This window comes from Arsukibacterium sp. (assembly GCF_041616895.1).
Lineage (GTDB): Bacteria > Pseudomonadota > Gammaproteobacteria > Enterobacterales > Alteromonadaceae > Alishewanella.
The window spans coordinates 1-21700 of record NZ_JBFJPY010000059.1 but is presented as its reverse complement, the minus strand read 5'-3'; the positions used below and the strand labels follow the sequence as shown (position 1 = coordinate 21700).

General features: G+C 49.8%; 16 protein-coding genes and 3 tRNA genes. 9 read left to right on the top strand and 10 right to left on the bottom strand.

What is annotated here, in order from left to right; genetic code table 11:
• The 7 genes from rsxC to ABY802_RS10955 all read right to left on the bottom strand — a co-directional run.
• Positions 1 to 1675: electron transport complex subunit RsxC (gene rsxC / locus ABY802_RS10985; protein WP_372627073.1), on the bottom strand; the 1675-nt coding region annotated here is incomplete at its 3' end.
• A 3-nt stretch (positions 1676 to 1678) separates the two neighbouring features.
• The gene (gene rsxB / locus ABY802_RS10980) at positions 1679 to 2230 is read right to left on the bottom strand and encodes an electron transport complex subunit RsxB (protein ID WP_372627072.1); all 552 of its coding nucleotides are present in this window, start codon (positions 2228 to 2230) and stop codon (positions 1679 to 1681) included.
• On the bottom strand, positions 2230 to 2811 hold the full coding sequence (gene rsxA, locus ABY802_RS10975) for an electron transport complex subunit RsxA (RefSeq protein WP_290610733.1): 582 nt from the start codon (positions 2809 to 2811) through the stop codon (positions 2230 to 2232). Before rsxA ends, rsxB begins: the two co-directional genes overlap by 1 nt.
• A 173-nt stretch (positions 2812 to 2984) precedes the next feature.
• Positions 2985 to 4910: an EAL domain-containing protein gene (locus ABY802_RS10970; RefSeq protein ID WP_372627071.1), complete on the bottom strand. Its 1926-nt coding sequence runs from the start codon at positions 4908 to 4910 to the stop codon at positions 2985 to 2987.
• 149 nt (positions 4911 to 5059) lie between these two features.
• Positions 5060 to 5136: transfer RNA gene (locus ABY802_RS10965), tRNA-Asn, on the bottom strand.
• Between the two features lie 26 nt (positions 5137 to 5162).
• Positions 5163 to 5239, bottom strand: a tRNA-Asn gene (locus tag ABY802_RS10960).
• 25 nt (positions 5240 to 5264) lie between these two features.
• A tRNA-Asn gene (locus ABY802_RS10955) sits at positions 5265 to 5341 on the bottom strand.
• A gap of 566 nt (positions 5342 to 5907) precedes the next feature.
• On the opposite strand from ABY802_RS10955, the gene ABY802_RS10950 reads away from it, so the two are divergent.
• The 5 genes from ABY802_RS10950 (at position 5908) to ABY802_RS10930 (ending at position 14143) form a co-directional block, all read left to right on the top strand.
• A complete protein-coding gene (locus tag ABY802_RS10950) occupies positions 5908 to 7266 on the top strand; it encodes an MATE family efflux transporter (protein WP_372627070.1) in 1359 nt (452 codons plus the stop codon).
• Positions 7263 to 9266 carry an excinuclease ABC subunit UvrB gene (uvrB, locus tag ABY802_RS10945; RefSeq protein WP_372627069.1) on the top strand — a complete coding sequence of 668 codons (2004 nt, stop codon included), beginning with the start codon at positions 7263 to 7265 and terminating at the stop codon, positions 9264 to 9266. Before ABY802_RS10950 ends, uvrB begins: the two co-directional genes overlap by 4 nt.
• Positions 9267 to 9361: 95 nt before the next feature.
• Positions 9362 to 10450, top strand: a complete 1089-nt coding sequence (locus ABY802_RS10940) for an efflux RND transporter periplasmic adaptor subunit (RefSeq protein WP_372627068.1) — start codon at positions 9362 to 9364, stop codon at positions 10448 to 10450.
• A gap of 2 nt (positions 10451 to 10452) precedes the next feature.
• Entirely contained in the window at positions 10453 to 13527 is a 3075-nt protein-coding gene (locus tag ABY802_RS10935) for an efflux RND transporter permease subunit (RefSeq protein ID WP_372627067.1), read from the top strand.
• A 181-nt stretch (positions 13528 to 13708) separates the two neighbouring features.
• Complete coding sequence (locus ABY802_RS10930; RefSeq protein ID WP_372627066.1) at positions 13709 to 14143, top strand: CopD family protein; 435 nt, start codon at positions 13709 to 13711, stop codon at positions 14141 to 14143.
• Positions 14144 to 14178: 35 nt separating this feature from the next.
• Here the strand turns inward: ABY802_RS10930 and ABY802_RS10925 are convergent, their stop codons facing one another.
• On the bottom strand, positions 14179 to 14658 hold the full coding sequence (locus ABY802_RS10925) for a DUF2231 domain-containing protein (protein ID WP_372627065.1): 480 nt from the start codon (positions 14656 to 14658) through the stop codon (positions 14179 to 14181).
• Positions 14659 to 14712: 54 nt separating this feature from the next.
• Between ABY802_RS10925 and coxB the strand changes: the two genes are divergently transcribed.
• Genes coxB through ABY802_RS10905 form a run of 4 tightly spaced genes read left to right on the top strand, consistent with a single transcriptional unit; the run spans position 14713 to position 19142 of the window.
• Complete coding sequence (gene coxB, locus ABY802_RS10920) at positions 14713 to 15444, top strand: cytochrome c oxidase subunit II (RefSeq protein WP_372627064.1); 732 nt, start codon at positions 14713 to 14715, stop codon at positions 15442 to 15444.
• On the top strand, positions 15437 to 17959 hold the full coding sequence (ctaD, locus tag ABY802_RS10915; protein WP_372627063.1) for a cytochrome c oxidase subunit I: 2523 nt from the start codon (positions 15437 to 15439) through the stop codon (positions 17957 to 17959). Before coxB ends, ctaD begins: the two co-directional genes overlap by 8 nt.
• A complete protein-coding gene (locus tag ABY802_RS10910) occupies positions 17956 to 18327 on the top strand; it encodes a hypothetical protein (RefSeq protein ID WP_372627062.1) in 372 nt (123 codons plus the stop codon). The genes ctaD and ABY802_RS10910 overlap by 4 nt, the downstream gene beginning before the upstream one ends.
• A complete protein-coding gene (locus tag ABY802_RS10905; protein ID WP_372627061.1) occupies positions 18318 to 19142 on the top strand; it encodes a cytochrome c oxidase assembly protein in 825 nt (274 codons plus the stop codon). Before ABY802_RS10910 ends, ABY802_RS10905 begins: the two co-directional genes overlap by 10 nt.
• 19 nt (positions 19143 to 19161) lie before the next feature.
• On the opposite strand, the gene ABY802_RS10900 is transcribed toward ABY802_RS10905, so the two are convergent.
• Positions 19162 to 20040, bottom strand: coding sequence for a transglutaminase domain-containing protein (locus tag ABY802_RS10900; protein ID WP_372627060.1), 879 nt, complete (start codon positions 20038 to 20040; stop codon positions 19162 to 19164).
• Between the two features lies 1 nt (position 20041).
• Positions 20042 to 21700: alpha-E domain-containing protein (locus ABY802_RS10895; protein ID WP_372627059.1), on the bottom strand; the 1659-nt coding region annotated here is incomplete at its 5' end.

Sequence of the window (21700 nt, the reverse complement as noted above, 5' to 3'; positions counted from 1 at the left end):
TTACATCGTGCTGCTCTAACGGTGCAGGCTCAGACGCTGTGTGGGGTTTGTTCTCTGCTTTTTTTGCCTGATAAGCCCGGGCCTGTTGTTTTTTTGCTTCCCGCTCGGCCAGTATCTGTTCGCGATCTGCTGGTACAGCGCTTTGCTCAGTTTGTTTAGCTTTTATCCGGGCAAGGGCTGCTGCCACCGCATTATTGTTGCCGCCACTTTGCTGCGCTTGCTCCCTGGCCTGTGCTAATCGTTGGTTACGGGCCATTCGTTCCTGTTTTTCCCGCTCCAGTCTGGCATTGCGTGCTTCAAACCGCGCTTTAGCTTGTTCGGCTTTCACCGATTCGCGTTGTTGCTCACGGATCTCTGCTTTCGCTACCCGGTAATATTGGACCAACGGAATTTCACTAGGGCAGACATAAGCACAGGCACCGCATTCGATGCAGTCAAATAAGTTGTACTCATCCAGTTTTGCCGGGTCTTTAGCCTTGCTGTACCACAGCAACTGTTGCGGTAATAAACTGGCTGGGCAGACATCGGCACAGGCACTACAGCGAATGCAGTCTTGCTCTTTTGCCGCCGGCGGTAATTCATGCTGACTGGGTGCCAATATACAGTTCGTGGTTTTTGTTATTGGGACGGCCAGATCGGGTAGGGTAAACCCCATCATGGGGCCTCCCATAATCACTTTGTACTGGTGTTGCTGCTGATAACCACAAAAGTTGAGCAAGTCGCTAACCGGTGTACCAATTAAGGCCAGTACATTTTGTGGTTGGCTCAGGGTCTCACCGGTTACCGTGACCACCCGTGATAACAACGGATGGTCGTCTAATACCGCCTGGGCGATGGCAAAGGCGGTACCCACGTTCAGCATGACGATACCAATGTCGATTGGCCGGCGGCCGGCGGGGACCTCTTTATTCGTTAGCAGCTGAATAAGCTGCTTCTCGCCGCCCGATGGATATTTCGTCGGAATATCCCGAACATAGTAGTGCTCGCGCTGGCTACAGGCTGCTTTTAAGGCGGCACTGGCAATGGGCTTATCGTCTTCAATACCAATAAGTACTGCCTTGGGGCTTAATAACTTACATAAAATATCGATGCCTTTGACGATGGTAATGGCACCTTCCTGTATTAACGCATCGTCAGCGCTGATATAGGGCTCACACTCAACCGCGTTAATAATCAGGTAGTCGACCGGCTGAGTAAGGCCTGCTTTTAAATGAGCAGGAAAACCTGCGCCGCCCATTCCGGCTATGCCGCTTTGTTGGATCCGTTCCAGTAAACTACTGCTATCGCTGGTAGCAAGGCTTAGCGGATACTGCTCCCGCCACTCCTCCAGCCCATCCGGCATCAGGGTGATGGTGTTTTCCGGCAATGCAGAAGGGTGAGCACTGGTATGCTCGCCAATGGCAAGGATGGTACCTGACGTCGGGGCATGAACCGGCACGGCCATAGAGTTATCGGCACTGGTCAATGCCTGGCCTTTTAATACGCGCTGGCCGACACTGACCAACACATTACCGGCAACGCCAATATGCTGGCGCAGGGTAATGTACAGCCGATCAGGCAATGGCATTACGGCGATAGGTTTTTGGGCCGTTTGCGCTTTGCGGGTTGGTGGATGAACACCACCATGAAAGTCCCATAATTTCCCGGCTTGAATTTGCTGATATAAACTCGGCACCTGTTACTCCACCTGGATGACTGGAATAGCGTTGAGATCCCATTTCCAACGTTCTGGTGTTGGAGTTACGGGTAACATATCGATGCAGTCCACCGGGCATGGTTCAACGCATAAATCACAGCCCGTACATTCATCTGCGATAACGGTATGCATGAGCTTTGAGGCACCAACAATAGCGTCAACCGGGCAGGCCTGAATGCATTTGGTACAGCCAATACATTCATCTTCCCGGATGTAAGCCACTCGCTTTATGGCAACGGTCTGGGCCGCATTTAGCGGTTTAGCATCAACACCCATTAAATCGGCCAGTTTACGAATGGTGCTGTCGCCGCCTGGTGGGCATTTATTAATGTCATCGCCGTTAGCTATGGCTTGTGCATAAGGCCGACACCCCGGATAACCACATTGGCCACACTGCGTTTGTGGCAAAATATCATCAATTTGCTCTACCAGCGGGTCGCTCTGGACTTTAAAGCGAACGGCGGCAAACCCCAATACCCCGCCAAAAATCAGGGCTAATCCACCTAATATCAGTAATGCGGTTAATAAACTCATCAGACTTTCACCAAGCCGGTGAACCCCATAAAGGCCAGCGACATTAAGCCGGCGGTGATCATCGCTATTGCTGCGCCCCGAAAAGGCACAGGAACATCAGCAGCCGCGAGGCGTTCGCGCATCGCAGCAAACAAGATTAATACCAGGGAAAAGCCCGCAGCAGCGCCAAAACCGTAAACAACCGAGTTTATAAAGTTATGCCGCTCATTCACATTTAGTAAGGCGACACCCAGCACGGCGCAGTTGGTGGTGATTAGCGGTAAAAAAATTCCTAGCAGGCGGTACAGGGTAGGGCTGGTTTTATGCACCACCATTTCAGTGAACTGCACCACAACCGCAATGACCAGAATAAAGCTTAACGTACGCAAATAAAGCAAGTCGAACGGCGCTAACAGAAAACTGTCCACAAGATAACTGCAAATAGACGCCAGAGTCAGCACGAAGGTTGTTGCCAGCGCCATACCAATAGCCGTTTCCAGCTTCGATGATACGCCCATAAAAGGGCACAGGCCAAGAAACTTCACTAACACGAAGTTATTCACTAACACCGTACTGATTAGTAGTAACAAAAATTCGGTCATAGTCGGACTTAGGTACTTGGGCTTAAACAGACAACAGGGGAGTATTATGCAATGATGTCAAAGTGGTTACAACCTAACAAACAGTAGGGGTATTGCGCCGTTTCACCGCGCTGTCAGGTTTTTCTGGCAGTCAGGCAGGCTCATAGCGCCTAACTGCCAGTTGCAGATAGATCTTAAAATGGCGCTGGCTTTCCAACGTAGTAACCCTGGTTACCATCAATAAACAAAGACTCCAGCATATGTTTCTCTTCCTGAGTCTCGACACTTTCTGCAAATACACCTACGCCAATCCGGTGAGCCAGATCGATCATCAGGCGCATAAAGTACTGATTGTTTTTATCTTCATCAATATGTCGGGTATAACTGCCATCCATTTTGACAAAGTCAGGTTTTAAGTCACGGAAAAATTTAAATGAGGTAATACCTACCCCAAATTTCTCGACCGTAATCCGGGCACCTGCACGGTGAATCATATCGATAAAGCGTTTGCTGGTTTTCAGGTTTTGCTGCAAGCCAAATTCGGATACTTCAAATATCAGCTTCGCGGCAATGTGGGCATCTTTTAATAAGCGCCGTTCCAGCCAGATCACGAATTGATCGTCATGGACGCATCGTGGTGACAGATTCAATCCGAAATACTGATCTTGTAAGTTGCGATTTTTAATGGTGGTCAGGGCTGTTTCAATAATCAGCCGGTCAACCGCAATAATTTTATCCAGCTTTTCCGCCATGGCTAAAAAAGAAGCGGTTGGCAGTACCTGGTTTTCCTGAGTCTTAAAACGCACCAGGATTTCAGAGTACGCTTTTGCTGAGCGGTTTGACGGTTGGATCAGCTGGGCAAGTAATGTTATCCGGTTATTGTTTAACACATCCTCAATAACGTTACGCCAGTTTTGATTACCGTAGCCGCTACTGGCCATTTCCAGTCCAGCCGAATCTTTCTGTAAGTGCCAGGCATTAGTTTGTTTGGTTTGTGCCAGAGAAATTGACGTATCAGCAACCGCCAGCAGCTCACCTAACGCTTTACCACTTTCATAAGTCACCAGTCCGGTGTAGGCAATAGAATCCAGCTCTGCGTTTTTCTGGTATTCGTTAAACCGGCTTTGCAATTGCAGGGCAAAGTTTTCGGCTTCTTTGGGCGTGATCCGCGGTAGCAAAATACCAAAGTCTGAGCTGTTTAACCGGAACAAACGGGCATCTTTGTAGGCATCGGCAACTTTGCGCACAATATTGGCAACATCTTTAATGTATTGATCGCCTTCCTGATAACCGCGGGTCTGATTCAGGCTCTGTAATTCGGTGCAGCGGGTAATGGCAAATACACCAAAGTCAGTTTCCTTAGATACTTTGCAGTGATCTTCATAATACTGGACAAAACGGTTGCGGTTTGGCAATTCGGTTACCGGATCTTTATACGCTTCTTCCGCTATCTCATACGCGGCGTTCGTCATCTCGCTGTATTGCTTTTTGCTGTAATTAGCCAGCTTTTGCAATGCCACGTTAATATCTGAAAATTCTGGTGGAATTTTATTCCAGTTGGGTTCTGCTTTTTGTGGATTATCGATAAAGCCGTCAATAATCTGATTAACCGCCTGTGATGTTTTGCGGTAACTGCGGTTGATGCTGCTTTTAGTCAGGAATATCGTAAGCCAGCCTAAGACAAAAGGGGCCAGCAATACTACTAAGCCCAGTTTTTGTAACGGAGCCAGCAGAGGCTGATGGTTTAGCTGGTAGTTTACCTGAATATCATGTTCGTCGCTGCGCACCAGCACCGGTCTAAACTGGCTGCCTGCAGTTTGCAGTGCCCACATCGCGACTGTGGCAGGACGTCGGGCGTTATTTTGCTCATGTAATACGGTGCCATCAAGCTGGCTTATCCGCAGACTTAATAACTCGAAGCTTCGATCTAACTGTCTGCTAAGTACTTTAGCGTCACCCGAGAGGTGATGAGTCAAAATTTGTTCTATGGTGTTACGTGCATTCCGTTCACGTATCTCAATGAGTTGCTGGGTGTATACCACAAGTGCTGCGACAGATAACGCTGCAAGCAATATTGCTGTTAATAACTGTGCCACTAATAAGGTTTTAAATATCTTCATAAGCCCTGACCACCAAACATAATTTGCTTCCTTGTCTAACGCTTAATATAGTGTAGCTAAAAGGAATAGAAAGCTAATTAAATCAAAAAAATACCTAGAAAGGAATAAATAACGACGGATAGCAGGAAAAACAGCTTAAATGTCTGTAGTGGCTCCCCAAGTTGGACTCGAACCAACGACCTACGGATTAACAGTCCGCCGCTCTAACCAGCTGAGCTATTGGGGAAGGGTAACAAAAATAATTGCAGTGGTTGGCTCCCCAAGTTGGACTCGAACCAACGACCTACGGATTAACAGTCCGCCGCTCTAACCAGCTGAGCTATTGGGGAAAAGTATTACAATTGTTAATGCTATTGGCTCCCCAAGTTGGACTCGAACCAACGACCTACGGATTAACAGTCCGCCGCTCTAACCAGCTGAGCTATTGGGGAACAGCATTCAACGGGGCGCAATACTAATGCCAGCTCCTGGTACTGTCAACACTTTGCTGCGCAGATTTGTCTTAGTCTGGTTTACTTGCGTATTGTTTAAACAAATGACGTTTTTTTAGAGGGTGGTAAGTCAGCTTGCCAGCATTTTTTTAGCAGGCAAATTAGCAGACAGAAAAGAAATAATCGTACCGCAATCGCTGCCAGAGCTGATTAATACAGACTTTATCAAAGTTACCCACAGAAGTTGTGGATAAGTCTGTGTGTTACTCTGTATTTAGCGTGATTAAGCCTTATATTGTGGGCCTTACAAGGGGGTCAAGCAGCAAAGTGAAAAAAATAATAATCATATAAAACAATGATTTAAAAATATTGCTGCGGTTAGGCATTTCCCGTTAAATTATCCAAAGTGGCATAAATTAAGCAGGGCGTGAATTGTGAACTATTTGTCGCACGGTAGTGTTTATCAGGCTGTGTTTTTACTAATGCCACGCTTTTTAAGGCTTTACCATGGTATGGGGCAGTGCTTTTCACTACAATAGCGACTTCTTTTCCAGCAGGCCGGATGTATGAGTAACCAGGCGCCGCCAGCCAATCAGATTTTACAGGGCAATATCGGGACGACACTGCGAAAGATGACCATGCCGGTCCTCGCGGGCATGTTAACCCTGATGACCTTTAATCTGGTCGACACTTTTTTTATCAGTATGCTGGGTACTACACCGCTTGCCGCAATCAGTTTTACCTTTCCGGTTACTTTTACAGTAATAAGCCTGGCTATTGGTCTGAGCATTGGTACTTCCGCAATTATTGCCAAAGCCCTGGGCGCTGGCCACAATAAAGAAGCGCAAGCCGATTCTCTGGCTGCCTTGTGGCTTGCTACTTATTTAGTATTTGCGCTTAGCATCCTTGGCATGGCACTGATTAAACCGATGTTCAGCTTGCTTGGCGCTGAAGCCTCTACCTTGGGCTACATTCAGGATTATATGCTGATCTGGTTTGCCGGCGCGGTATTGCTGGTGATGCCCATGGTCGGTAATGCTGTCCTCAGAGCATCGGGGGATACCAAGACACCGAGCTTAATTATGGCCAGCGGCGGCATTGTTAATGCCATACTGGATCCGATTTTTATTTTCGGCATCGGTCCTGTTCCAGCGATGGGCATGCAAGGTGCAGCGTTAGCGTCAGTAATGTCATGGGCTCTGGGCTGCGGCCTTATTATCTGGTTGTTGTTTAAGCGCGGCTTGTTGGTTGCACTATGGCAACCGTTTAAATTAGCCATTCCCATCTATCGTAAGATCCTCAGAATTGGCATGCCCGCAGCAGGGGCTAATATGCTTACGCCGCTGGCAATGGCTATTTTAACCGCGATTATGGCAAGTTACGGCGCGGCTGCCGTCGCCGCATTCGGGGTTGGCATCAGGCTGGAAAGTCTGGCGTCTCTGGTGGTGCTGGCACTATCGATGACTTTACCCCCTTTTATCAGTCAGAACTTCGGGGCCGGTAAGTTACAGCGCGTACAGCAGGCGTATCAGCTAAGCACATTTTTTATTCTTCGCTGGCAATTTGCGGTCTATGTGTTGCTGGCGCTGCTGGCCTGGCCCATTGCCGCGATGTTTACTGAAGATGCAGACGTCGCCCGCTATATTCGCTGGTTTTTATGGATAGTGCCTTTGGCTTATGGGTTACAGGGCATCACCATCCTGACTAACTCTTCTTTTAATGCCCTGCATTTGCCGGTTAATGCGCTATGGCTGAGTTTAGTCCGCTTATTTGTGTTTTATGTGCCACTGGCCTGGGCCGGTGGTAAATTATTTGGCGTGGTCGGCGTGTTTGCCGGTTGTGTTGTTGCTAATGTTTTTACTGCGGCCATTGCCTATAACTGGTTTAACCGGGTCAGTTTATTTAAATTAAAGGAGTCTGTATGACCCGAGCATTTGAGTTGATATCAGATTACCAGCCCGCGGGTGATCAGCCAGAAGCGATTGTTAAGCTGGTTGACGGCCTCGAGGCCGGACTGGCTCACCAGACCTTACTGGGGGTAACCGGCTCGGGCAAAACCTTTACTATGGCTAATGTCATTGCCCGGGTGAATCGGCCCACCCTCATCATGGCACATAACAAAACCCTTGCCGCCCAATTGTATGGCGAGATGAAGGAGTTTTTCCCTAATAATTCGGTAGAGTATTTCGTGTCGTACTATGACTACTACCAACCTGAGGCTTATGTTCCCTCAACAGACACCTTTATTGAAAAAGACGCCTCTATTAACGAACACATCGAGCAAATGCGCCTGTCTGCTACCAAAGCACTGATGGAACGCCGTGATGTGGTGATTATCGCCTCCGTGTCTGCAATTTATGGTCTGGGCGATCCTGAGTCGTATATGAAAATGTTGCTGCATTTAAAAGTGGGCGACATCGTCGACCAGCGCTTTATTTTGCGCCGGCTGGCTGAACTGCAATACAGCCGCAACGATATCGAATTTCAGCGCGCCACCTATCGGGTGCGAGGCGATGTGATTGATATTTTCCCGGCGGAGTCTGATGAATTGGCGGTACGGGTTGAACTGTTTGATGAAGAAATTGAACGGATTAGTATATTCGACCCGTTAACCGGCGCCGTAGAGCAGGTGGTAACCCGCTATACTATTTATCCAAAAACTCACTATGTTACGCCGCGGGAGAAAATTCTGGCTGCGGTAGAAAATATTAAAACCGAGCTGGCTTCGCGCCGGGCCGATCTGCTTAGCAATAATAAATTGCTGGAAGAACAGCGTATTGCCCAGCGCACTCAGTTCGATATTGAAATGATGGTCGAGCTCGGCTATTGCTCGGGTATAGAAAACTATTCCCGTTATTTATCGGGCCGTGGCAATGGGGAGCCACCGCCAACCTTACTCGAGTACTTTCCCTCTGACGGCCTGATGTTTATAGATGAGTCGCACGTTACGGTGTCACAAATTGGCGCCATGTATAAGGGAGATCGGTCGCGTAAGGAAAATCTGGTTAATTATGGTTTCAGGTTACCCTCGGCGCTGGATAATCGACCGTTAAAGTTTGAAGAATTTGAAGCTATTGCGCCGCAGCGCATTTATGTATCCGCGACCCCGGCAAAATATGAGCTGGAAAAATCAGGTGGTGAAGTCATCGAGCAGGTGGTCCGACCCACCGGATTAGTCGATCCGGTGATAGAAATACGGCCGGTCGCCACTCAGGTTGACGATTTAATGTCAGAAGCACTGGCCCGGGCAGAGCTGGGAGAGCGTGTTCTGGTGACTACCCTGACCAAAAAGATGGCGGAGGATTTGACTGAGTACCTTAATGACCATCAAATCCGGGTGCGTTATCTGCATTCAGATATTGATACGGTAGAGCGGATGGAAATCATTCGAGATCTGCGACTGGGAGTTTTTGATGTGCTGGTCGGTATTAACTTACTGCGGGAGGGGCTGGATATCCCGGAAGTGTCCTTGGTAGCCATTCTGGATGCGGATAAAGAAGGTTTTCTGCGTTCCGACCGCTCACTGATCCAGACCATGGGCCGCGCTGCGCGTAACCTCAAAGGCAAAGCGATTTTATATGCCGATCGGATCACCGGCTCGATGCAGCGGGCGATAGATGAAACTGAGCGACGTCGCGCCAAGCAAATCGCTCATAACCTTAAGCAGGGTATCGAGCCGACAGCCATTCGTAAACGCATTTCAGATGTGATGGATTTAGGCCAGGCACCGACGGCGCCAACGGCGCTTCGAAAAGTGGCTGAGCAGGTTAAGCTGATTAAAGGTAAAACGCCTTATCAGCTGCAGGCACAAATAAAACAACTTGAGCAAAAAATGATGCAGCATGCCAAAGATCTGGAATTTGAGCAGGCAGCTGCGCTGCGTGATGAATTACATCAGTTAAAGCAGGCCTTACTGGAAATTTAAACCAGAGCTAAAAAAATGGCTGTCACGTGGCTGATTTTGATGTTTAATAACCGATACTGGTCAGATGTGCCCTAACAGATTACAGGATGTTTACTATGCAGCGTTTAACACCATTATTATTTCTGGTCTGTTCAGGGTTGATCTTATCGGGATGCGGTGAACCGGCTCCAGCAATAACTGAGCCGTTGATAAGACCGGTGAAACTTCATCAGGTCGGCAGTGATTCAGGCGCAGCAGTGCGGCAGTTTCCTGCGATCGTAGAGCCTACCGTAAGGGCAAATTTAACCTTTAGGGTAAGTGGTAAATTAGTCGAGCTAATGGCCAGACCTGGTCAGCAAGTGCAACAGGGCGAATTGCTGGCCCAGCTGGATGATACCGATTTTAAGTTAAAATTAGATCAGGCCAGGGCCCGCTATGAACTTGCCCAGACTCAGTTTGCCCGCGCTGAACAACTTATTGCCGAGAAACTGGTCTCCCAGGCGGTATTTGATGAAGCTAAAGCGCAGTTGCAGGTGGCGCAGGCCGATTTATCCGCCGCAGAGACGGCACTGAGTTACACCGGGTTACAGGCTCCTTTTGCCGGTATTATTTCCCGCTTGCTGGTTGAAAATCATGAAAATATCGCTGCTCAGCAACCTATTATGGAGTTGCAGGTACGGGATCAGGTGGATGTGGTCATTCAGGTGCCGGAAGATGTTATTTCCAATGTGCGCAAAGATTTTGACTATCAGCCGGAGGTGGTTTTTGATTCGCACCCTATGTACCGTTACCGGGCGCAGATCCGGGAATGGGATACCCGGGCTGATCCCGCTACCAATAGCTTTAAAGTGGTCTTTAGCATGGCCACGCCAACTGAATTTAACGTGTTATCCGGCATGACAGCAAATGTGATTGCCGAAGTCAGTAAAATCAATGCAGCCTATGTCGATGCGTTATTTATTCCCGCCAGTGCTATTTTTATGCCAGATGATGCCGCCCTCAGTAGCCAGCAGAGTTTTGTCTGGGTTTATAACCCGGCAGACGGCCAGGTGTCACGGCGACAGGTGACGGTCAGCAGCTTAACCAGTGCCGGTGCCGCAATAACTTCAGGACTGAGTGCCGGTGAGCAAATCGTCAGTGCAGGAGTCCAGCATCTTAATGAAGGACAGCAGGTCAGACCCTGGGTGCGTGAGCGGGGGCTGTAAGGATGGATATCGCCCGCTATTTTATCCGGTATCGCACCTCGTCCTGGTTATTTGCTGCCATATTATTGTTTGGTGGCATCGTGTCTTATCTGGGGCTGGGCCGGCTGGAAGATCCACAATTCACCTTAAAACAAGCATTAATCATTACCCAGTATCCGGGTGCATCGCCGGTGCAGGTCGAAGAGGAAGTCAGCTATCCGCTGGAAAATGCCATCCAGCAGCTACCTTATGTTCATCATGTCAGTTCGGTATCATCAGCCGGCTTATCGCAACTAATGGTAGAGATGAAAGATACCTATCGGGCGAAGGAGCTGAAGCAGATCTGGGATGAGCTGCGACACAAAGTCAATGATTTACAACCGCAACTGCCTCCAGGGGTGAAAAGCCCCCAGGTTAAGGATGATTTCGGCGACGTTTACGGCATTCTGTTCGCAATAAGCGGTGATGGCTACCATGCGGATGAGCTGCGGGACTATGTTGATTTTCTGCGTCGGGAGCTGGTGCTGGTACCCAGTGTCGGTAAAGTGGCGGTCGGCGGGGTGCAGCAGGAACAGGTTATTGTTGAGATTTCCCGGCCACGATTAACAGCGCTTGGCATTGCACCGCAAACGTTGTCAGCGTTGCTGCAAAGCCAGAACATGGTTGCTAACGCCGGTTCTATTAAAGTCGGGCCGGATCGACTGCGAATTTATCCCACCGGTGAGTTTGAATCGGTGGCAGAGCTTGAAAGCCTGATTATTTCCAGCCCGGATTCAAAAGAACTGATCTATCTGGGCGATGTAGCCCGGGTGTACCGCGAAAACGCCGAAATTCCTCAACAGCTTATCCGCTTTAACGGTGAAAACGCCCTGACTCTCGGTGTGGCATTTGCTGCCGGCGTCAATGTGGTCGAGGCGGGCAGTCAGGTTAAGCAACGTCTGGCGCAGTTGGAGTACAACAGGCCTGTCGGGATTACTTTAAACACAATCTATAATCAGCCAGAAGAAGTCGCCAGCTCGGTAAGCGGTTTTATTGTAAATCTCGCCGCTGCCGTGGCAATTGTCATTCTGGTATTGCTACTATTTATGGGGTTACGCAGCGGTATTCTGATCGGAGTCATTTTACTGTTAACGGTGCTCGGCACCTTTATCTTTATGCAGCAAATGAATATTGAGCTGCAGCGGGTGTCGCTTGGTGCCCTAATTATTGCGCTGGGGATGCTGGTTGATAATGCCATTGTCATTACCGAAGGTATTTTAATTGGTATGCAGCGCCGGCTTAAACTGGCTGATGCGGCAAGTTTAATTGTTAAACAAACGCAGTGGCCGCTACTTGGTGCTACGGTGATTGCCATTGCAGCATTTGCACCGATTGGTTTATCCAGTGATGCAACCGGGGAATTTGCCGGTAGTCTTTTCTGGGTGTTACTGGTGTCGTTGTTATTAAGCTGGATCACTGCAATAACGCTTACGCCCTTTTTTGCCAGCATTCTGTTTAAAGATAAAGTTCAGGCCGAAAATGACTCACCAGAGCCGCTTTATCAAGGGGTGGTATTTAATGTATATCGCAAAACGTTACTATTAGCCCTGCGCTACCGGCTGGTTACTTATCTTGTCACGGCGGTATTGCTGGTGGCTGCAGTAATTGGTTTTGGTAACGTTAAACAGGTGTTTTTCCCACCGTCTAATACGCCAATTTTTATGGTCGATTTGTGGCAGCCTGAAGGTACTGATATTCGTCATGCCAGTGAGGATGCGGTGCAGCTGATGAATTATCTGAGCACGCTCGATGGCGTCAGCCATGTGACCAGTACCAGTGGCCGTGGGGCAGAGCGCTTTATGCTAACGTATCAGCCAGAGAAAAACTTTGCTGCATATAGTCAGTTGATTGTCCGGGCGGATGAACGTGAGCAGTTACCACCGTTAATGCAGCAAACCCGGCACTACATTACAGAGCAACTGCCAAGGTTGCAGTATAAGTTACTGCGCCTGGAAGTCGGACCATCGACGCCGGCAAAAATTGAAGCCCGTTTCAGTGGCGCCGATCCTGACGTGTTACGTAGCCTGGCAGAGCAGGCAAAAACGATACTAAACGCCGATGGCCGGGCGGTTAGTGTGCGGGATAACTGGCGGGAACGGGCAAAAGTGATCCGGCCTCGTTTTAACGAAGCCATGGCCCGCCGGGCCGGGATTAGCAAGCAGGATATTGATGAGGTATTGCTGACCAGTATGTCAGGGCGTACTGTTGGCATTTATCGTGATGGCACGCATTTGCTGCCTATAGTTGCCCGCTCGCCGCTGGCCGAGCGCGATAATCTGGATGCCTTGTATGATTTGCAGGTATACAGCAATAAATTGCAACGCTATGTACCAATCACCCAGGTGGTAACGGGCTTCGATCTGGTATGGGAAGACGCCCAAATTCAGCGACGCGACCGTAAGCGAACAATCACGGTGATGGCGGATAACGACAACTTGTCGGATGACACTGCCTCGGCCCTGCAAGAGAGAGTCAAAGCAGATATCGAAGCCATCGAACTGCCAACCGGCTATTTTCTTAGCTGGGGCGGAGAATATGAAGCACAACAAAAAGCCCAAAAAGCGTTATTTAGTTCATTACCGCTCGGTTATCTGATGATGTTTGTGGTGACCGTGCTGTTGTTTAATTCTCTGCGCAGTGCTCTGGTGATTTGGGCTTGTGTACCGTTGGCTATTATCGGCGTCAGTTTTGGTTTGCTGCTGTTAGGTGCGCCTTTTGGGTTTATCGCCTTGCTCGGTTTTTTAAGCTTATCCGGCATGCTGATTAAAAACTGCATTGTACTGGTCGAACAAATTAAGCTGGAGCTCTCTGAGGGCAAGGCGGCGTTTGATGCTGTTTTTGACAGTGCGGTCAGCAGGGTAAGGCCTGTAGCAATGGCTGCCATTACCACAATTCTGGGAATGATCCCGTTGCTGGGGGATGTGTTTTTTGCCAGTCTGGCGGTGGTAATCATGTTTGGGTTGGGCTTTGCCACGTTACTGACATTGTTATTTTTACCGGTACTGTATTGCACAGTGTTTACTATCAACACTACAGCCACAACGGTACTGCCAGAATAATCAAACTAAGCCAGTAACCTTGGTGGGTTACTGGCTTAACTTTGTTTTGTATTGCCCTTATCTCACCAGATATCACGCACCTGAAAATGTCTGCTACAGTTAATGCTGTTGAATAAATTACTCATGTATTTAGCATGTTGTAATGGATTGTGGGGTTTTCTGTGTCTAACGGAATCATTTAATGGTGTGGTTGTTGTTTTTACATATCGCCAGTCTGGTGATCTGGACCGCGGCGCTGTGTATTTTATTAATACTGCTAGCGCGTAAGGCACCAAACTGGCCGCAAGTGGCGGGTAACGGAGATTCGCTGGAACGGATCTGGTTTACCCGGCTGGCCAGTCCGGCAGGTCTATTTAGTATCGTATCCGGCACATTGATATTTGCGGTACAGCAGTGTTTCGACAGCTGGTTGCTGTTAAAGTTAACGCTGGTAACCGCTCTGGTTGCCTGCCATGTCACCGCTGGTTTGCTTATTCTTTATCGTAAACGGCCGGAAAGTAGCAATATCAGCGGCAAATGTACTGCTTTATTGCTGCTGGTATTGTTGTTGATCTTCAGTATTGTGGTGCTGGTGTTGTTAAAACCGCAGCAAGCGCAGTTGCCATGGTTTATATAGCTGTTATGGTTATTAAGGCAAGGAGACTGGCGAGGTTAGTTGCTGGCATCCTCCTCCAGCATATCGTCAATATTAACCCCAACCGCATATTCGTAGACCAGCCTGCCACCAAGATAACCAGTGGCAATAATCAGCAGACCACTAAGCAGCGACAGGTACAGGCCTTTTGGCATAATGTGCGCTGCTGGATCTGGCAGGCGCAAAATCCAGTTAAAGGTTGCCAGCGACAGCAACATCACCGCCAGCATGGCATGGCACCAGCCACTTATCAGCCGTCGGATCTGAGTGACAATCAGCAAATCCATCATGCCGGCGCAACTGGCCAGCCAGCCTCCGATAGCACCTACGCCAGCCAGCCACAGACTGGCGCGGGCCCAGAACGGATCGGCACTGAATACAAATGCCAGATCAGAGGCAATCAGGCCAAGCAGTGCTGCAACCGGGAAATGAATAAGACCGGGATGAATAGGATGGCCAAAAATTTTAATTTGACTGTTAATGGGGTCCATCGACATATTTTAGCTCCAAAAAACGTAACAACAGCAGTAACCACAAAACGGCTAACACTCTTGCGGCAAAGTGTAGCAGTGTTCTGGCCAGCTATCCTGCTGCTATGTCTCAGCGGCTGTAGCGGGCCATTTTCAAGTCTTGACCCGAAAGGCCCGGCTGCTCAGGAAGTGGCACTGCTGTGGTGGGGTATGTTTTTTTTCGCTGCAGTCGTGTTGCTGGCGCTGATTGCGCTTTGGCATTACGCGATAAAACGCCAAACAGATAAACAGCCAGTCGGTACAACCAGCAGCTGGATTATCTGGGGCGGTATTGTATTACCGGCGGTTACTATTGCCATTTTGCTGGTTGCCGGTTTGCCGGTAGGGCAGCGGATGATACCGCAGCCTGATGAAAATGCCCTGCAGATTAAGGTGACCGGGCATCAGTGGTATTGGCAGGTTGCTTATCCTGAGCACGAGTTTCAGATGATCGATGTGTTACATATACCGGTTGAAACGCCGGTACATTTGATGCTAACCAGTGCCGATGTTATTCACTCATTTTGGGTGCCAAGGCTGGCCGTAAAATTGGATTTACTGCCTGGGCGCACTAATGTGCTGCGAATTGAAGCCTCGGAGTCAGGGATATTTCGTGGCCAGTGCGCCGAGTATTGTGGTGTCGGTCATGCCCATATGCAATTTACAGTTATCGCCCATAGCCAGCCCGATTTTGAGCTGTGGCTACAGCAGCAGGCCCGGGGCTCGCAAAAAGTGGCGCAACCACCTTTACAGGAGTTAACCCGCGATGACTGACAATACATCAGGCGCATCGGCACAGGAGATTGGCCGTCGGTTACACCAGATCTGGGCAAACTTGCCAGGATGGGGCAGTTTAGCGGCGGTAAATCACGGTACCATTGGTTTACGTTTTATGGTTACCGGTCTGTTCTTTTTCCTGGTAGGTGGTGTGCTGGCCATGTTGCTGCGCAGTCAACTGGCTCTGCCAGAGCAGCAACTGGTTTCTGCTGAAACTTACAGCCAGCTGTTTAGTATGCACGGTACCGTCATGATGTTTTTGTTTGCCATTCCAGTACTGGAAGGTTTGGCGATTTATCTGATCCCCAAAATGATTGGTGCCCGCGATTTGGTGTTTCCAAGGCTTAGTGCGCTGGGATATTACTGCTATTTATTTGGCGGCATTATTATACTGTCCAGTTTGTTACTTGGCATAGCACCGGCTTCAGGCTGGTTTATGTATACGCCGCTTAGCAGCAGTGAATTTGCGCCCGGACCCGGCTCAGATTTCTGGCTACTGGGTATCACCTTTGTTGAAATTTCAGCGATGTCGGCCGGTATTGAGCTGACCGTTTCTATTTTATGCAGCCGGGCCCGTGGCATGACCTTAAGCCGGATGCCGCTATTTTGCTGGTATATTTTGGTGATGGCGTTAATGATTGTATTTGGCTTTCCGCCACTTATTCTAGCCAGTATTCTGTTAGAGCTGGAGCGAGCTGCCAGTATGCCGTTTTTCACCGTCGCTGCTGGTGGTGATCCCTTACTGTGGCAGCACTTGTTCTGGTTATTCGGTCATCCTGAGGTTTACATTATTTTTCTGCCAGCAGCCGGCATTGTTTCAACCTTAATCCCTGTGTTCAGCGGCCGGCCAATAGTGGGTTATCGCTGGATAGTCATTGCGGTGATCCTGACCGGTTTTATCAGTTTTGGCCTATGGGTGCACCATATGTTCACGGTGGGTATTCCGCAACTGGCACAGGCCTTTTTTTCTATCGCCAGCATGCTGGTGGCAATACCTACGGCAATCCAGGTCTTTGCCTGGCCGGCAACCTTGTGGCGTGGCAAGGTGGTATTCCGGCTGCCCATGTTGTGGATCAGTGGATTTCTGGTGATATTTGTCTGTGGTGGCCTGACCGGGGTAATGCTCGCGCTGGTGCCCTTTAACTGGCAAGTGCATGATACCCATTTTGTGGTAGCGCATATGCATTATGTGCTGGTAGGTGGCATGTTTTTTCCGCTTATCGCTGGTTTGTATTACTGGTTGCCCTTAGTTTCGGGACGTATGCCATCAGCACTCATTGGCCGCTGGGGTTTCTGGCTGACCTTCACTGGTTTTAATACTACCTTTTTACTGATGCATCTGACCGGCTTACTGGGTATGCCGCGGCGAGTTTACACTTATGAGGCCGGCCTTGGCTGGGATGGTTTAAATCTGCTGTCATCCATTGGCGGTTTTATTATGGCTATCGGTGTGGCGTTGGTGCTGCTGGATTTATTACTGCACTTTTGGTTTGGCAAGCGTGCTGATGCCAACCCCTGGCAGGCCGATACACTGGAATGGGCGTTAGCAATGCCACCGGCTCAGTATAATTTTGTCAGCTTACCCGAGGTAGATAGTCGCGAGCCGCTGTGGCAAAACCCAAAACTTGCCAAGCGGATTGCAGCTGCCGAAGAAGGCCTGACGGATACCAGTCGGGGTAAACGGGAAACTTATGGCACCTCTGCCATCAGCGCTCAGCCACAAAAGATATTGCAGTTACCGGGGAACTCCTGGTGGCCTTTAGCCAGTGCACTGATCCTGGCCGTAGTGTGTATTAGTTTGCTGTGCCGCTGGTATGAATTGGCTTTAGTGGCGTTTGGCATCGCCGTTATTGTGCTGCTTTGCTGGGGATGGGAGAACGGCGGACACCCGAAAGCGGCACAGCTATCGGCACCAGAGGCCAATGCGTTACCGCTGGAAGTGCAAACGCTTGATGGCCCCGGGCGTTGGGGCATGATTGTTACCCTCCTGGCCAATGGCGCTTTGTATATGTCGCTGCTATTTGGCTGGTTTTATTTATGGACCGCTGCCCCGCAGTGGGCAGCACCGGCTGCGGGACCGTTATCTGTCTGGTGGCTGCTAGCCTGTGGCTCACCGGCCTGCATCGGCGGTTGGTTATTTCATAACCTATGCCAGCGCCTGGCAGAAAAAGATGACAACCGGTTACAGCAAAAGTTGTGGTTAAGCGCTGCTTTTGGTTTGTTGCACGTGCTGATCTTACTACTGCTGTTTATTGATGTACCACTGAATTACACCGGTAGCGCCCATGATGCTGTGCTGATGGTTATTCTGCTGTACTTGCTTGGTCATGCTGCGTTAACGGTAATCTTAACCGGATTACAGGCACTAAGAGTCGGCCACGGCTATGTCAGTGCAGCTTTGCCATACGAGCCACAGGTAATAAAGCCGTTATGGTTTTATTATCTCGCAGTGTATTGGCTTAGCGTTGCGTTGTTCTTTTTACTGCCGCTGGGCTGGGGAGCGGTGCTATGACAATATTGCGCTGGTTTAGCCCGGGTCACCCGGCTCAGCTTATAATTGGCCTGATCATCTGGAGCCTCTGGTTTGTTGCTATGTATGCCGGATTGGCGGTAGTGTGCCAGTTGGCTCCGTCGCCAGCGCTGCAACGTGGTGTTAGCTGGCTTAATATCGGTTTAGCAGCCTTTAGTGTCTTGGTAATACTGTTGTTGGTAGTCCTGGCGTGGCGCAATGGCTATTATTGTGCTGCGCAGCATCAGCGTAAGGGAAGCAGCGGTGCGCCGCGCTTTATCGGTTACGTCAGTACCGTATTGTATCTGGCTGCGGCAGTGGCGACCGCTGCGGGTGGTTTGCCGGTGCTGGTATTGGCGCCATGCGCCTGAATTTCTTACGAGGTTCAAAATCAAAAATAGCGGGGCTGTTGCTCTGCTGCTTCAGCTGGCCGCTGCAGGCACATAATCCGCTACAAAGTGATGGCGCTACCTATTGGGCTGCTTTGCTGGCAGTGGTTATGCTGGGCGTGTTCTGGCTGCTGTACAGTGTTGGCTCGCTGCTGCGCTCGCCATCGTTATGGCAGGCGCTGTTGTTCCATAGCAGTGTGTTGCTATGTGCTTTTGCTGTGATTGGTCCGCTGGACGAGTGGGCAGAAACCAGCGCCAGTGCCCATATGGTGCAGCATATGTTGTTTATGGTAGTTATTCCGCCAATGTGGGCGCTTAGCCGGCCGTTAGCGCAGTTTGCTGCTACCGGCAGCTGGGGCAGAGCGCTGTGGCAGCGCTTGCTGAAAATAGCCGGCTATCCGTTAAGCCTGGCATACCTGCATGCTGCTATGGTCTGGTTCTGGCATACCCCTCGGTTTTACGTATTAGCACTGGAGCATCCCTGGTGGCATCTGGTCGAGCATATGTGCTTTATTATTAGTGCTGCGATGCTGTGGTGGGCAATTCTTAATTGTAACGAGCGTAATCGTAGCTGGGCGCTGCTGGCGTTGCTGTTTACGTTGATGCAGACCGGTTTTCTCGGTGCCATACTGACCTTTGCCGACAGCCTGTTGTACTATCCGACGCATCAGTTGGCAGATCAGCAACTGGCGGGATTGCTGATGTGGGTACCGGGTGGCTTGCCTTATCTGTTAGCCGCTGCCTGGCTGGGCTATCGCTGGCTTAATAGTGTTGCGGCAAATCATCAGCAACGTTAAACCCAGTTGTTGTATTTTTTTACTCCATTGGGGCAACGTCAACCGCAACGGTAAGGGTGTGCTCACCACTGCCCTGCAGCAAGCCTTTTAATGGCACTACATCGGCATAATCCCGGCCAAAGGCGACGGTAAGGTGTTGCTCATCGGCCAGCAGGTTATTGGTCGGGTCAAAATCTATCCAGCCCAGTGTCGGGTCAAATACCGCAAACCAGGCATGAGAAGCATCAGCACCCACTAAGCGGGGTTGGCCCTCTGGCGGGCGGGTTTCCAGATAACCACTGACATAACGTGCCGGAATACCCACACTGCGCATGCACGCTATTGCCAGCTGCGCAAAGTCCTGACATACCCCGCGCTTGTGCCTTATCACTTCGCTTAGCGGCGTTACTACGGTACTGAACTCGGGATCATATTGAAATTCTTTGAAAATCAGCTGATTGATGGCCTGGGCCAGCTGTAATACATTCTGATTGTGGCCAAGCAGGGGGCTCATTAATGCTCTGGCTTCTGGCAATAGCGGGATCAGCTGACTGGCATTACTGCATAGTTTTGCCTGCAATGTCGCGCTATCGCGTGCGCTGGCCAAATGCTGCTGTAACTGCTCCTGACTGGCACCATCCTGAATTTTCAGTATATTGTCCCGACGCAGCACTCTGACAATACTGTTTGCTGTTACTGCAAGTTGCAGATGGGGGCTTTGCAAATGAATGAAATGCTGAGTGTTGCCAAAATAATCGGTTCTTTGCTGCACTTCAGAGGGGTAAGGCTCAACATCAACCTGGGTTTGCTCAACGTGTTGATAAGGTAGCTGACGGGGTGTAAGGCATGCCACGTTATAACTGTTGGCTACCGGCTGCGGATAGCTGTATTGAGTAAGGTGACGCAGGTTATATTTCATATCAGAAACGCTGCCATTGGTTGTGGGTATCGATATGGCTGAAATACGATAAGGTAATCGAGTCTGATAACTGGCGAAGCCGCAGTTGCAGTTGTAATAGCAGGTGGCTCAGCTCGAGGGCAGGTTGTTGCAATTGATCAAACAGCTGCTGCGGATCGGTTTGTTGCAGCAAGGCCAACAGCTCGCTTGCCAACTGACTTTCATTGCCCTGCAACAGACCGTTACCTGCCGACAATTGTTGAGGCGGTAACTTTTTAATCTGATGTAATAAAACCGTACATTGATAGCCCACCGAGCGCGGTGTGCTGTCATCGAGTAACAGCAGATCGATAATCGGTACCGGGTGCAGCGCACTATGATAACGCCGGCGGTACGTTAACAGGGTATCTGCCATGCGCAGCAGTGCTTCGAGTAAACTTGCCGAGGCGGTGGTTTGACAGAACACAGAATGCAATAAACCGCAGGTTTGCAGTGCTCGCTCCAGGTGCTGGCCCAGATCTATAAAGCGTAAACTGTCGCTGCGGGTCATAGTTTCGCTGTTAATACCGTAAATTGCCGTTTGCAATAGAATAATTTCATCGAGGGTGCGCAGCAACAATGCCGGTTGCTGCCAGTCAGGCTGAACCGGCCAGCTGTATACGGCACTTTGCAGCCGGTCTAGCACATACCAGGTATCCTCACCGAAGTATTCCCGGACAGATTGGGCATTAAATAACAGGTTTTTCAGCACCGCGACCAGCCCTTGCGGGTTGTTGCCAGAAAATAACGGTTCCAGCAGTAACTCAACGCTGGCTTGTGGGTTGGGTTCCGCCCCATTGGCCTGCAGACAAAACTGCAATAAGGCTCTGGCATCGTGTTGGCCCTGCGCCGGATCATCACCACTTAGCAGCGGTAACGCTGCGCGTAACGCCCGGCAAATCAGATTTAGTCGCTCGTTATAACGACCAAGCCAGAATAAATGATCCGCCACTCTGCTGGATAATAGACCCGCCTGGCGCGATAACGTAATGGTGTTGCGGGCACTGTGCAATAAGCTGCTACTATGAGCTTTTTCTGCCAGCACCCAGACATCCTTAGCATTAAATTGTTGATTAAACCCTTGTAACAGCTCGGTTTGCAAGATTAACGGATCACGGGCTGTGCGGCCAAGAGCGCCCGGCAGTACTGAAATATTATGCTGATGGTCGAGCAGACTAAACAGGCGTAACGCGCCAGCTTGCAGCTCTGAGCTGCCAGTGATCGTGCGACAGGGCAGCTGACTTAACGGTAGTATCTGTCTGGCAATATATGCCTGAGGTTGTTGTTTAACCTGCTGCCAGCAGGAAGCAAGTTCTTCATCATTTAACTGGTGCAAAATAAATTGCCGGTCACTGGCAATATGCTCAATACAATAGTGTTCGGGTTGCTGTTGTAATCGGTTTAACGCGTCGCTATCACCACACCATAGGGCACTCACACTGGCCAGTTGCAATGGTTCATCCAGCAGAAACTGGCAAGCGTCTGCCATAAAAGGTAGTAACGCTCCGGATTCGAGCAATGCGGTGCCTGGCGGATTGGCGCAAAAAAGCTGACCCTGGCGGATACCTTGCAACATGCCGGCACAACCGCTGCTGGCGGGTGCCAGCTCCAGTGGATCACAGCTGTTGTCGTCCAGGTAGCG